At 70.6% G+C, this 13,346-nt stretch carries 13 protein-coding genes; 12 read left to right on the forward strand and 1 reads right to left on the reverse strand.

Annotation, left to right across the window (positions count from 1 at the left end):
• Positions 1-516 precede the first annotated feature (516 nt).
• From A8711_RS32130 to A8711_RS22295, 10 genes are all read left to right on the forward strand, one after another.
• A complete protein-coding gene (locus tag A8711_RS32130) occupies positions 517-900 on the forward strand; it encodes a hypothetical protein (protein WP_124778967.1) in 384 nt (127 codons plus the stop codon).
• A 41-nt stretch (positions 901-941) separates the two neighbouring features.
• The gene (locus A8711_RS22255; protein WP_124778968.1) at positions 942-1,274 is read left to right on the forward strand and encodes a hypothetical protein; all 333 of its coding nucleotides are present in this window, start codon (positions 942-944) and stop codon (positions 1,272-1,274) included.
• Positions 1,275-1,617: 343 nt separating this feature from the next.
• Positions 1,618-2,682, forward strand: a complete 1,065-nt coding sequence (locus A8711_RS22260) for a hypothetical protein (RefSeq protein WP_069089226.1) — start codon at positions 1,618-1,620, stop codon at positions 2,680-2,682.
• A 323-nt stretch (positions 2,683-3,005) separates the two neighbouring features.
• The gene (gene rpsB, locus A8711_RS22265) at positions 3,006-3,857 is read left to right on the forward strand and encodes a 30S ribosomal protein S2 (protein WP_043325892.1); all 852 of its coding nucleotides are present in this window, start codon (positions 3,006-3,008) and stop codon (positions 3,855-3,857) included.
• 130 nt (positions 3,858-3,987) lie between these two features.
• Complete coding sequence (gene tsf, locus A8711_RS22270) at positions 3,988-4,815, forward strand: translation elongation factor Ts (protein WP_064447054.1); 828 nt, start codon at positions 3,988-3,990, stop codon at positions 4,813-4,815.
• Between the two features lie 158 nt (positions 4,816-4,973).
• Entirely contained in the window at positions 4,974-5,741 is a 768-nt protein-coding gene (gene pyrH, locus A8711_RS22275; protein ID WP_043325891.1) for a UMP kinase, read from the forward strand.
• Positions 5,742-5,828: 87 nt separating this feature from the next.
• Positions 5,829-6,386 (forward strand): ribosome recycling factor, encoded by a 558-nt coding sequence (gene frr, locus A8711_RS22280; protein WP_043325889.1) that lies wholly within the window; start codon positions 5,829-5,831, stop codon positions 6,384-6,386.
• Between the two features lie 251 nt (positions 6,387-6,637).
• Positions 6,638-7,978, forward strand: coding sequence for a phosphatidate cytidylyltransferase (locus A8711_RS22285; protein WP_069089227.1), 1,341 nt, complete (start codon positions 6,638-6,640; stop codon positions 7,976-7,978).
• Between the two features lie 104 nt (positions 7,979-8,082).
• Positions 8,083-9,228, forward strand: coding sequence for a 23S rRNA (adenine(2503)-C(2))-methyltransferase RlmN (rlmN, locus tag A8711_RS22290; RefSeq protein ID WP_043325883.1), 1,146 nt, complete (start codon positions 8,083-8,085; stop codon positions 9,226-9,228).
• Between the two features lie 22 nt (positions 9,229-9,250).
• Positions 9,251-10,441 (forward strand): DivIVA domain-containing protein, encoded by a 1,191-nt coding sequence (locus A8711_RS22295; protein ID WP_069089228.1) that lies wholly within the window; start codon positions 9,251-9,253, stop codon positions 10,439-10,441.
• 69 nt (positions 10,442-10,510) lie between these two features.
• Here the strand turns inward: A8711_RS22295 and A8711_RS31660 are convergent, their stop codons facing one another.
• Positions 10,511-10,735 carry a hypothetical protein gene (locus tag A8711_RS31660; RefSeq protein ID WP_082931019.1) on the reverse strand — a complete coding sequence of 75 codons (225 nt, stop codon included), beginning with the start codon at positions 10,733-10,735 and terminating at the stop codon, positions 10,511-10,513.
• Positions 10,736-10,982: 247 nt separating this feature from the next.
• Here A8711_RS31660 and A8711_RS22300 point away from each other — a divergent pair, with 247 nt between their 5' ends.
• Together A8711_RS22300 and A8711_RS22305 are read left to right on the forward strand one after the other, a co-directional pair.
• On the forward strand, positions 10,983-12,551 hold the full coding sequence (locus tag A8711_RS22300; RefSeq protein ID WP_069089229.1) for a Rieske 2Fe-2S domain-containing protein: 1,569 nt from the start codon (positions 10,983-10,985) through the stop codon (positions 12,549-12,551).
• Positions 12,552-12,658: 107 nt separating this feature from the next.
• Positions 12,659-13,297, forward strand: coding sequence for a TMEM175 family protein (locus A8711_RS22305; protein WP_069089252.1), 639 nt, complete (start codon positions 12,659-12,661; stop codon positions 13,295-13,297).
• Positions 13,298-13,346: the final 49 nt, after the last annotated feature.

Genomic DNA, 13,346 nt, shown 5'->3' on the forward strand with positions numbered 1-13,346 from the left:
GGCCACCACCATGCCCACACCACCACGGGCCATCCCGAGAAGATCAACAGGACGCCGACAAGCCTTGATCAACAATTAGCGAAAGACCGAGGCTAACCCCTCGAGCACCCGTTGCTGTGCCGCTGTCCTGGCGGTGGTCGGCGGCGTGGCTGGGGTGGGCGCCGTAGGCGTCTGTCCGTGTGGTGTCGGCGTCTGCAGGGCCGTAGTGGTCTCCGGGGTCAAGGGACGCCCGTAGGGCGGTCGCTGTCGCGACGCGGTAGCGCCCTTGAGGCCGGAGGGGGGCCTCGTGCCCTCGCGGCGCCGGCCGCTGCTGATCTGCTTCGGGCGCATGAGCGCGCTCCGCCGGTTCACTCGTGTCCAGCAGTCCGTCTCTGTTCGTGCACGTGTGTGGGGGTTGCTGTCACCGTTGCTGTCACGATCGATGATCGTGGTTTTCAAGATGGCGAACCCTTCTGAAGCCGCAGGTGGAGCCTGGTATGACGTAGCGTAGTTGCCGGTCGCGTCCACACGTACTATGTGATCGCCGGTACTGAGCCGGTACTCGTTCACAACAACGACCCCGGATTTATCGAGCTTGGCGTTTCCGGTGGCGAGGCGTGTCCAGTCGGCGGTGGCGGGAATTCATGGACGCCGGACTCTGCTAATGGATACTCCAGCTATGACAAAGCTGGTGGCTGGCTGCAGGTGCACGGTCCGGCCAGGGACTACGCGACGCCAGGCGGACCAAAATTGAACTGGGAGCACGTCGTCGAGCAAAGCCAGGGCAAGCAAGGAGTAAGGAGATCCAACTTCCCGCAGGAGTGGATCAATAACCCTGATAATATGTTCCTTCAGGAACGTAAACAACACGCTCAGGACGCATGGGAGGTCGGGTCTAGTGGGGAATGTGTAGAGTGGTGAGATCTATGGACAGCGTATAAAACCAGGCAGTCGACTATGGAGTGGAAGGCATCGTTCCGGCCGATGCTCCGCCCGGAGTGGCTAAGCTTGCCCATGTTCATCGCGTCTTCAACGCGATTATGGGTGGCGGCTTCGGCTTTGCGATGGAAGTCATCGAGCGGGATGAGTTCGAACGGGCAATTGAGGGTTTCCGGTACTTGAGCCTAATTGAGATTGCGGACTTGCTAGCTGACTTGGTCAGGAGTTATGGCGAATCTAGCTACGACGAGCGCAAGGAAGAGGCATTTGACTCCCTAATCAACGAGAGCTCCTTGATCTTAGACACCTATCGCCGGAAAGCGTCCGAAGAGCCTTCGGAATTTGGGCTTGCGTGACGTGCTCGGGCGTGCGACCAGAACGCCGGTGTTTCAGCTGTGGAGTGCCGAGTAGTCCTAGGCGAAGATCGAGACCTGCTTCCGATGAGACAGCTCAGAAAGGTCTTGAGTTGGTTCGCTTTGGACATCCGTGACGCGCTGTTGCGTGGGGTGGTGTCTGCGAGAGGTCATCTGCTAGCTACACGCTCTGACTCACTGCAGCACGGATGCACTCAAGCCGGTCGTCCGCACGTAAATGATTCGGCCGGACGTGAGGAGTCGACTAGAGATCTCCGCCGCGTCGCGCTGACCTGCGTCGACGGCCCCCGGACCCGAATGGCGCGGCTGGAGCCGGTCGCATACCGTGCCGGTCGTGGACGGACGACGGAGCTATCCCGAGGATGAGCAGGGGTCGCGATGGGGCGACCGCGGATACGAGTCGGACTGGCGCGCAGCGGGTGAGCCCCGCTACCGCGACGACGACTACCGCACGCCGGAGCAGCGGGCCGGTGAGAGCCGGTACGCCGAGCCGGGCCGGTACTCCGCCGCCGACCCGCTGGTGGACGACACGAGCAGTTGGCGGTCGCAGCGGCCGGACGACCCGGAGGTCTCCGGTGAGCTGCCCGGGTCACGTGCCGGGCGGCGGGCGGCCCGCGAGTCCGCGGACGATTCGCTCGCCGCGGTGTCCCGCAGTGGTGTGGACGCGCTCGGCACCGCCGCGCACGGCAACCCGCTGAGCGCGGCGCCGGCGAGCCCGCTCGGCACCCCGGCCTCCGACGGCGCGTCCCGTACCGGCGGCGACCCGTACGGCCTGGCCGCTCACAACGCCGATCCGCGCGGTGGCGGCAACGCGCTGGCCCTCGGCGGCGCTGCCGGCCAGGCCGGTCCGGGGCCGCTCGGCGGCTACCCGATCGTGGACACCGTCCGGTCGGCCGAGCCGCCGGTGACCGGTGGGACGGACCCGTCGGCCGCGGCGCGGCTCAACCCCGGCGAGGCGACTCCGCTGCGGATCGGTGAGCGCCCGGCCGGTCCGGCCGAGCCGGCGGCGACCCCGAATCCGCTGGAGATGCCGACCGGCCCGATGCCGGCACTCATGCCCCGGCCGGACGGTCCGCCGCCCGGTGACGGCGTCTACCGGACCCGGCGTCCGGCGCTCGCGGTGCTGCTGGCGGTGATGGTGCTGGTGCTGGAGGTGCCGGCGGTACGGGTGTTGCTGCACGGCCTGTTCGGCGACCCGGTGTCGACGTCGCACGTGGTGGTGGGCATGTTCCTGACCGTCGGGCTGCCGATCTTCGGCACCGGCCTGTACGGGCTGCGCACCGGCGGGCTGGCGCTGGCCGACGGCAGCCGGGGCTGGCTGCGCCCGCCGACGGCGTACCTGACGGTCGGGCTGGTCCTCTTCCTCGCCGCAGCCCTCGCGGCGGGCTGAGCGGGGAAACGCCCATCCACCCCGAAGTGGCGGTGTCACAGGCAGGTTGACACCGCCACTTCGCCGTACCGGAGTCGATCAAGGTTTGAGCAAGGCCGCCTCCCGCACCCGCAGGCCGTGCGGCGGACAGGGCGCGTACACTGGTCGACTGGCGACCGCCTCGTGCGGTCGACCTCGCGTGCCCTCTCCACGGTCTCCTCCGTGGGGCGACGGCCTCCCTGGTCCCGGTTCTTCACCCGGGCCCACCCCGGCCGCCGACCGGGCGCCAGGCGTCCGGCCGCCGGCCGGACGGACAACCAGGGACAATGTAGGAGTAACCCACCATGGCCGTCGTGACCATGCGTCAGCTGCTGGAAAGCGGTGTGCACTTCGGGCACCAGACCCGGCGCTGGAACCCGAAGATGAAGCGCTTCATCTTCACCGAGCGCAACGGTATCTACATCATCGACCTGCGCCAGACGCTCGACTACATCGAGAAGGCGTACGAGTTCGTCCGCACCACCGTCGCCGGTGGCGGCAGTATCCTGTTCGTCGGCACCAAGAAGCAGGCCCAGGAGGCCATCGCCGAGCAGGCGACCCGGGTCGGCCAGCCGTACGTCAACCACCGCTGGCTCGGTGGCATGCTGACCAACTTCCAGACCGTGTACAAGCGGCTGCAGCGGATGAAGGAGCTGGAGGCCCTTGGTGACCTGAGCGGCACCGCCGCCGGTTACACCAAGAAGGAGACGCTCCAGCTCTCCCGCGAGAAGATCAAGCTCACCAAGACCCTCGGTGGTCTGCGGGACATGCAGAAGCTCCCGGCCGCGGTCTGGATCGTCGACACCAAGAAGGAGCACATCGCCGTCGACGAGGCCCGCAAGCTGGGCATCCCGGTGATCGCCGTGCTCGACACCAACTGCGACCCGGACGAGGTCGACTTCCCGATCCCGGGCAACGACGACGCCATCCGCTCGGCCGAGCTGCTGACCAAGGTCGTCGCCGCCGCCGTCGCCGACGGTCTGATCGCCCGCTCCGGCCGTAACCGGGGCGCGGACGAGAAGCCCGAGGCCGGCCAGGTCGCCGCCGACGAGCCGCTGGCCGAGTGGGAGCGTGAGCTGCTCGAGGAGCCGAAGAAGGCCGACGAGCAGCCCGCCGCCGCCGCTGCCGAGCAGCCGGCGACCGCCGCCGCCGAGTGATCTCGCCGTCGCGTCCCCACCGTCGGCGATTCCCGGCGGTGGGGCGCGACGGGTACGCCGGGCGGCAGCACCGGCCCGGAACCGGGTAACCAGCACCCCAGACCACCTCACTGACACCGAAGAGAGAGTCATGTCCAACTTCACCGCCGCGGACGTCAAGAAGCTCCGCGACCTCACCGGCGCCGGCATGATGGACTCCAAGAAGGCGCTGACGGAGGCCGAGGGCGACTTCGACAAGGCCGTCGAGATCCTGCGCGTCAAGGGCGCCAAGGACGTCGGCAAGCGGGCCGGCCGCACCGCCGCCAACGGGCTCGTCGCCCACTCCGGCCAGGCGCTGCTCGAGCTCAACTGCGAGACGGACTTCGTCGCCAAGAACGACGCCTTCATCGCGCTGGCCCAGCAGCTCGTCGAGCACGGCGTGGCCAGCGGCGCCACCAACGCCGAGGAGCTGCTCGCCAGCAGCATCGACGGCAAGAGCGTGGCCGACCTGATCCAGGAGCAGTCCGCCAAGATCGGCGAGAAGCTGGTGCTCAACCGCTTCGCCAAGCTGGACGGCACCACCGCGGTCTACCTGCACCGCAAGAGCCAGGACCTGCCCCCGGCGGTCGGCGTGCTCGTGGAGTTCACCGGCAAGAACGACGAGGCGGCGGACGCCGACGCGCGCGCCGTGGCCATGCAGATCGCCGCGATGCGGCCGAAGTACCTCACCCGCGACGAGGTGCCGGCCGAGACCGTCGAGTCGGAGCGGCGCATCGCCGAGCAGACCGCCCGCGAGGAGAACAAGCCCGAGGCGGCGCTGCCGAAGATCGTCGAGGGCCGGGTGAACGCCTTCTTCAAGGACTTCGTCCTGCTGGAGCAGGCGTCGGTCGCCGACAACAAGAAGACCGTCAAGCAGGTGCTGGCCGACGCCGGCATCGAGGTGACCCGCTTCCTGCGGTTCGAGGTCGGCCAGGCCTGAGCCGCCGCGCCGGGCCTTCCGGGCCCGGGCACAGGGGAGAACGTCGACGAGGAGGCCGCCGGTGTACGCGACAGGCACCGCGGCCTCCTCGTCACATAGGGTCGGCAAGGGCACGTACGCGACGCCCGCGCTATGCGCGGGGAGAAGGGGCGGGGCGGATGACGCAGGTTGTGAGTGACCGGAGCCTGGCGATGGAGGATCCGACCGCGCCTCCTCCCGGTCGGTCCCGCCGGGTGGTGCTGAAGCTCTCCGGTGAGGTCTTCGGCGGCGGCGCGATCGGTGTCGACCCCGACGTCGTGCAGGGCATCGCCCGGCAGATCGCCACCGTCGTACGCCGTGGTGTGCAGGTCTCCGTGGTGGTCGGCGGCGGCAACTTCTTCCGCGGCGCCGAGCTGCAGAAGCGGGGCATGGACCGGGCCCGCGCGGACTACATGGGCATGCTCGGCACGGTCATGAACTGCCTGGCCCTCCAGGACTTCCTGGAGAAGGAGGGCATCGAGACCCGGGTGCAGACCGCGATCACCATGGCCCAGGTCGCCGAGCCGTACATCCCGCTGCGGGCGATCCGGCACCTGGAGAAGGGCCGCGTGGTCATCTTCGGCGCGGGCGCCGGCATGCCGTACTTCTCCACCGACACGGTGGCCGCCCAGCGGGCGCTGGAGATCCGCGCGGACGTGGTGCTGATGAGCAAGAACGGCGTGGACGCGGTGTACACCGCCGACCCCCGGATCGACCCGACCGCGAGCAAGCTCGACTCGATCACTTTCTCCGAGGTGCTGCGCCGTAACCTGCGGGTGGCCGACGCCGCCGCGTTCAGCCTCTGCATGGAGAACGGCCTGCCGATGCTGGTCTTCGGCGCCCAGGGCGACGACACCATCGTCCGGGCCGTCGCCGGTGAGAAGATCGGCACCCTGATCACCGCCTGACCGGCCCGCCGGATCGACAAGCGGTCCCTCTGCCACGGCGGCACCCGCACTACCCACGACGAGCGACAGAAGGAGGCGAGGAGACCGGTGATCGACGACACCCTCCTCGAGGCGGAGGAGAAGATGGAGCGTGCCATCGAGCACGCCAAGGAGGAGTTCGGCGGGATCCGTACCGGTCGCGCCAACGCCGCCATGTTCTCCCGGATCGTCATCGACTACTACGGCAGCCCGACCCCGCTGCCGCAGATGGCCTCCATCGCGGTGCCCGAGCCCCGCATGGTGATCATCAAGCCGTACGACAACTCGCAGCTGGGCGCCATGGAGAAGGCGATCCGCGACTCGGACCTCGGGGCCAACCCGAACAACGAGGGCAACCAGCTCCGCATCGTCCTGCCGCAGATGACCGAGGAGCGGCGCCGGGAGATGATCAAGGTCGCCCGGCAGAAGGGCGAGGAGGCCAAGGTCGCCGTCCGCAACATCCGCCGCAAGGCCAAGGAGGAGCTGGACCGCCTGGTCAAGGACGGCGAGGTTGGCGAGGACGAGGGTCGGCGCGCGGAGAAGGAGCTGGACGATCTGACCCAGCGTTTCGTCGCTACCGTCGACGAGCTGGTCAAGCACAAGGAGAACGAGCTGCTCGAGGTCTGAGCGCGCGCGTACCCCGCACGGCACCGCCGCCGTCGCCCGCACGGGCGGCGGCCCGGTGCCGTCGTCGTGCCCGGCGGCGCAGACCCTCGGGGCTCCGGCGGGTGCAGTAGGCTCGGCACGATTCCCGGCCACCACGGGGTGAACGGCGGGGGTCGCCCGGCCGTCGGTCGGTCAACAGAAGTCTCACGCCGGTAGGGGATGGTTTTGGTCTTGCGTCATGTGGTGGCTCTCGTACCGGCTGCCGGTGCGTGATGTCCCACCCCGACCCCTACGGCAGCACCGAGCCGCGTGGCTGGGACCGTCCGGCCCCCGCTCTGCCCTGGCCGGACACCGATCTGGAGCCGGGCCCCTGGCGGCCCGCTCCGGCGGCGCCCACCCACCCGACCGAGCCGGGCGGCTACGCCCGCCCCGGCGCCGCCCCGGACACGTACGCCGCCCCGGACACGTACGCCGCCCCGGACACCTATGCCGGCCCGGACACGTACGCCGGGCCGTACCCGAACAGCGGTCGGCGCCACGACGGACCGGGCCGGTACGACGGACCGCCGGCCGGCGACCGCGGCCGGCCCGACGGGCCGGAGCACCGCGGCCCGTGGGGTGAGCCGGCCCGCGACGACGAGTACCCGACCGCGCAGATCGCGCCGGTGCGCGACGAGCCCACCGACCAGATCCCGGCGGTACGCGACGAGCCCGAGCCCGAGCCGCCGCCCGGTCGCCGGGGTCGGGGGCGACGGCGGGCGAGCGCCGAGCGTCCGCCGACCACCACGCCGACGACGTCCCGGGCGGGGCGCAACCTGCCGGCCGCGATCGGCGTCGGGGTGGTCCTCGGCGCCGCGGTGGTGGTGCCGCTGTTCTTCTTCATGCCGGCGTTCCTGGCCGTGCTGGCGACCGCGGTCGGGATCGGCATCTGGGAGATGGCCCGGGCGGTACGCCGCAGCGGCGCCCACCCGCCGCTGGCGCCGCTGGTCGCCGGTGGCGTGATCACGGTGGGCCTGGCCTGGTTCGCCGGCCCGGACGCGCTCTGCCTCGGCCTGCTGGTCACGGTGCTGGGCACGATGATCTGGCGGCTGGGCGACGGGCCGGGCAACTACCAGCGCGACCTCACCGCGGCCACCCTGATCGCGGTGTACGTGCCGTTCCTCGCCGGGTTCGCGGCCATGCTCGCGGCGGCGCCGGGCGACGGGCACCTGCGGGTGCTGGTGACGCTCGTCGCGGTGGTGCTCTCCGACACCGGCGGGTACGCGGCCGGCGTGTCGTTCGGCAAGCACCCGATGGCGCCCACGATCAGCCCGAAGAAGTCCTGGGAGGGCTTCGCCGGCTCGGTGACCGCCGCGGCGGCGGGCAGCGCGGTGCTGCTGTGGGTGTTGTTCGACGTGGCGCCCTGGTGGGGCGCGCTGTTCGGGATGGCGATCTCGGTCTCCGCGGTGCTCGGCGACCTCGCCGAGTCGATGATCAAGCGGGATCTCGGCGTCAAGGACATGAGCAACCTGCTGCCCGGGCACGGCGGTCTGATGGACCGGCTCGACTCGATCCTGTTCGCGGTGCCGGTGGCCTACCTTCTGCTCGCCGTGTTCGTCCCGGTGGTGAGCTGAGGTATGCGTCACGGCGGGGACCCGCGGCGGGCCGGGCGGCCGGGGGCGATTCGACACGTACGGACGGGTGCGTCCGGGCGGGAGCGTGTCAGACTGGACGCGCCATGACGAGTCTCCCGCTGATCTCCGTAGACCCCGACGCCCGCGGCCGCCGACCCTCGATGCCTCCGCGCCACCTCGCCGACCTGGACCTGCCCGGCCGGCAGGCGCTCGTCACCGAGCTGGGCGAGCCGGCGTTCCGCGCCAAGCAGGTCTCCAACCACTACTTCGGCCGCCTGGTGCGCGACCCGGAGCGGATGACCGACCTGCCGGCGGCGACCCGGGAGCGGCTGGCGGGTGAGCTGCTGCCCACCCTGCTCACCCCGGTACGCGAGCTGGCCTGCGACGACGGCGCGACCCGTAAGGCGCTCTGGCGGCTGCACGACGGCTCGCTCGTGGAGAGCGTGCTGATGGGCTACCCGGACCGGGTGACCGTCTGCATCTCCAGCCAGGCCGGCTGCGGCATGGCCTGCCCGTTCTGCGCGACCGGCCAGGCCGGGCTGACCCGCAACCTGTCCACCGCCGAGATCGTCGACCAGGCGGTCTACCTGGCCGGGGTGGCCGCCTCCGGCGCGGTGTCCGGCTCGCCGCCGCGGCTGTCGCACGTGGTGTTCATGGGCATGGGCGAGCCGCTGGCCAACTACTCGCGGGTGGTGGCGGCGATCCGCCGGCTGGTCGCTCCGGCGCCGGAGGGCCTGGGCCTGTCGCAGCGGCACATCACCGTCTCCACGGTCGGGCTGGTCCCGGCGATCCGGCGACTGGCCAGCGAAGACCTCTCCGTGACCCTTGCGTTGTCGCTGCATGCCCCCGATGATGAGCTGCGCGACGAACTCGTCCCGGTCAACCAGCGCTGGAAGGTGTCCGAGGTGCTGGACGCGGCGTGGGACTACGCGGCCACGACGGGGCGTCGCGTGTCCATCGAATACGCGATGATCAAGGACGTGAACGACCAGCCGTGGAGAGCAGATCTGCTCGGGCGGCTGTTGGCCGGCAAGCTGGCCCACGTGAACCTGATCCCGCTCAACCCGACTCCGGGCAGCCGCTGGGACGCCAGCCCGAAGCCGGTCGAGCGGGAGTTCGTCCGGCGGTTGCGCGACGCCGGGGTGTCGACCACCGTGCGGGACACCCGGGGACGCGAGATCGACGGGGCGTGTGGCCAGCTCGCCGCCGCCGGGGACACGGACGGCGACTCACGCGCGGCAACGGCGTAGCGGTACGAGACCAGGAGACATAGTGGCGAGTCAGGGTCAGCGTTTCCGGCGTAAGGCGCTCCGCCGGGGATACAAGGTCGACGAGGTCGACGCCTTCCTGGACCGGGTCGAGGCGACACTCGCCGGTCAGCCGGTCGGCGCGCCCGTGGCCTCCCAGGAGGTCCACGACGTCGTCTTCCGGGTCCGCTTCAACGGCTACGACGAGTGGCAGGTGGACCTGCACCTCGACCGGGTCGAGCGGCAGCTCGCCGAGCTGGAGGAGCGCGGTGGCGCCCCCGCCGGGCGCGGTGGCGACCCCCGGATTCCCGACCGGCTCGGCCCGCCGATGCGCGACGACAGGGGCATGTCGCCGGTGCCGCAGCCGCCGATGCCGCCCCGGCAGATGCCGGCCCAGCCCGGCCCGCCCGCCGACCGCTACGGCAGCCGCTACGACGAGCCGACCGGCGCGTTCGCCGGCGGGTACGACGGCCCGCGCGGTGGCTACGACGGCCCGCGTGGCCCGGGCGGCCCCGGCCCGATGGGCCCGGGCGCGCCGATCGGGCACGGCGGCCCACCGCCGCGTGGCCTGCCGCCCGGCCCCGGCGGCTACGGCCAGGACAGCGGCCCCGGCGGGTACGGCCAGGACACCGGTCCGGGCGGCTACGGCCAGGACAGCGGCGGGTACGGCCAGGACAGCGGCCCCGGCGGGTACGGCCAGGAGGAGCGCTTCGACGGCTTCGAGGCCGGCCGGCGCGGGCGTGCCGACATGACCGCCGAGATCCGCATGCCCGAGCGTGAGCTGCGTGGTCGTGGCCCGGGTGGCCCGCCCGCGCTGCCGCAGCAGGGCTACGGCGCGCCGGAGCCCGGTTACGGGCCGCCGGACCAGGGTTACGGCCCCGGCCCTTCGATGACCGGCCCGCCGCTGGTGACCCCGCCGGTCGCCGGTCCGCCGATGGTGGGCCCGCCGATGGCCGGCCCGCCCGGCAGCGACCTCTACCGGGTCGACCAGATCCGGCGCAGCTTCCAGGTCCGCCGGTTCGGCAGCGGGTACGACCCGGACCAGGTCGACCGGTTCTTCGACACGCTGCTCGGTGGCATGCAGGGCCGCAACCCGATGCCGGTGAACCCGAAGGACCTCGACACGCTGCGTTTCGGGCTGGTGCCCGGCGGCTACTTCGAGGCCGAGGTCGACGCCGCGCTCAAGGACGTGCAGGACATCCTGCTCGGCCGCTGACCCGCACCCGACGACGAAGGGCCCACCCCGCGAGGGGTGGGCCCTTCCGCGTACCGTTTGCGCCGCTCGTCAGGACCGCAGGCCGTTGCGGCGCAGCACGGCGTCGCCGATGACGATGGCGACCAGCAGCCCGGCGATCCCGAACAGCCAGATGTGCTCCACCCGGCCCTCCTCGATCCCGCAGAGCGCCATCAGAACCAAGACCAGCGCCGACAGCAACGCGCCGATCCGTCCGGACTTGCGGTGCCCGGGCTTGTGCTGATCTGGCGCGGTTACCGGCTCGTCTCCTGCCACTGTCGGTCCTTCCCTCGCGATCGGATCTCCGATCAGTCTGGCACGCCCTCAACCGGCCCCGGCGCAGGGTCCGGCCTCCGGTGCGCTTGATGACCCGGGCGGGCGACAGCGTGGTTGTCGCATGACCCGGGCCGTAGGTCCCGTCCGGGTCGGGGCGGTTGGGCACTACCGGCGTCGCGGGACGGCGAGCACACTGCCTCCGGTAGCGTCTTGACGTACACCTGATGCCTTTTTGAGGGGGACTGCGGTGCGAGTGACCGGTACGGGCCATGCCAGCATGCGGATCGACACGGCCGCGGGCAGCATCCTGTGCGACCCGTGGGTCAATCCCGCCTACTTCGCCTCGTGGTTCCCCTTCCCGGACAATTCCCTGCTCGACTGGGAGACCCTCGGCCAGGTCGACTACCTGTACGTGTCGCACCTGCACCGGGACCACTTCGACGCCAAGCACCTGCGCGGCTTCGTGTCCAAGGACGCCACCGTCCTGCTCCCCGAGTTCCCCACCTCGGAGATGGAGGACGAGTTCCGGGAGCTGGGCTTCACCAAGTTCCTCAAGGCCCCGAACGAGCAGGTCGTGGAGTTGCCCGGCGGCCTGAAGATCATGATCCAGGCGCTGACCAGCCCGACCGACGGCCCGATCGGCGACTCCTCGCTCTGGGTCGAGTACGACGGCGTCCGGCTGCTCAACCAGAACGACGCCCGCCCGACCGACCTGAGCGTCTTCGCCGAGCTGGGCCACGTGCACGCGCACATGCTGCAGTTCTCCGGCGCGATCTGGTATCCGATGGTCTACGAGCTGCCGCAGTCGGCGAAGACCGCGTTCGGCAAGCAGAAGCGGGACCGGCAGTTCGACCGCACGTGGCGCTACATCGACGACCTGAAGGCCGACCACGTCTTCCCGATCGCCGGCCCGCCGTGCTTCCTCGACGACGAGCTGTGGCAGTTCAACGACATCTTCGGCGACGAGGGCAACATCTTCCCCGACCAGTCGGTGTTCCTGTCCGAGTACGCCAAGGTCGGCGGCACCAACGGCATCGTGCTGCTGCCGGGCAGCGTCTCGGAGATCACCACCGAGGGCGCGACCACCACGCACCCGGTGCCGGTGGAGGAGTTCTTCGCGAACAAGGTCGCCCACCTGGAGGAGATGCGGGAGCGCAAGCGCGGCGTCATCGAGGCCGAGAAGGCGTCCTGGCGGCACCCCGAGGTCGACGTGCTGGGTGAGATGAAGCGCCGGATCGAGCCGCTGCTGGACGAGTCGATCTACCTGGCCAAGGGCGTCGGCGGGCCGGTCCGCTTCGACCTGGTCGGCTACGACGGCTCCGAGGTCGAATCCATCGTGGTGGACTTCCCGGGCAAGGAGGTCCGGCCGTACGCGGACGAGAAGGTCCGCTACCGCTTCCGTACCGAGCGGGCGCTGATCGAGCACCTGCTGCACATCGGCGAGGTCGACTGGGTCAACTCGCTGTTCCTGTCGTGCCGCTTCTCGGCGGCCCGCATCGGTCAGTACAACGAGTTCGTCTACGCCTTCTTCAAGTGCCTCTCCGAGGAGCGCCTCCAGTACGCCGAGGGCTGGTACGACGAGCACGAGCGGGCCGTCGACGCCGAGGACATCACGCTCGACGGCTGGGTGGTGCAGCGGCGCTGCCCGCACCTGAAGGCGGACCTGAGCCGGTTCGGCATCGTCGACGGCGACCAGCTGACCTGCCAGCTGCACGGCTGGAAGTTCGACCTGGCCAGCGGCCGCTGCCTGACCAGCGTCGGGCACAAGATCCGGGCGCACCGCGCGGACGCGGAGACCTCGACGCCGGCCGTCTGACGGTTTCGCCCCGCACGCCGCCCCCGGCACGCGACCATCGGTCGTGAGGGGGCGGCGTGACGGGTGCGGACAGGGAACCGGTGTACCGGTTCGGGCGCGGCAGCGAGATGGCGCGGGACGCCTCCCGGGTGGAGGCGTTCAGCGACGCGGTGATCGCCATCGTGCTCACGCTGATGGCCGTCGAGCTGCTGGCGTTCGACCCGGACCTGCCGCAGGACGACGGGCTGGCCGCGGTGCTCGTGCAGGAGTGGCGGGCCTACCTGGCGTACGTGATCACCTTCGCCATCGTCGGCCAGGTCTGGCTGACCCACCACAACATGTGGCGCTACGTCCGCCGGGTCGACCAGATGCTGCTGGTGCTGAACCTGCTGCTGCTGATGTTCGTGGCGGCGATCCCGTTCACCGCCGACCTGCTCGCGGACAACCTGCGCGGCACCGTGCGCGACCAGCGGCTGACCGCCGCGCTGTACGTGGGCGTGGTGCTCGGCGAGGCGCTCTTCTTCAACCTGAGCTGGTGGTGGGCGCGCCGCAGCGGGCTGCTGCACGCGGATCTCGACCCGAGGCTGGCGAGCGCGGTGGCCCGCCGGTTCCGGCTCGGCCCGCTGCTCTACCTGGTCGCGTTCGCCATCGTGTTCATCGACCCGCTGCTGAGCCTGCTGGCGTACCTGCTGCTGGTCGGCGTCTACCTGGTGCGGGGTCCGGGCGATCTCCCGCCCGCCGGCCAGGAGGCGCCCGACACGCCGTGAGCGGTTGTTAAGAAGGGGCCCTTCCTCTATCGGAGGCGTTAATAAGGGG

Source organism: Micromonospora sp. II (assembly GCF_001709195.1).
Lineage (GTDB): Bacteria > Actinomycetota > Actinomycetes > Mycobacteriales > Micromonosporaceae > Micromonospora > Micromonospora chalcea.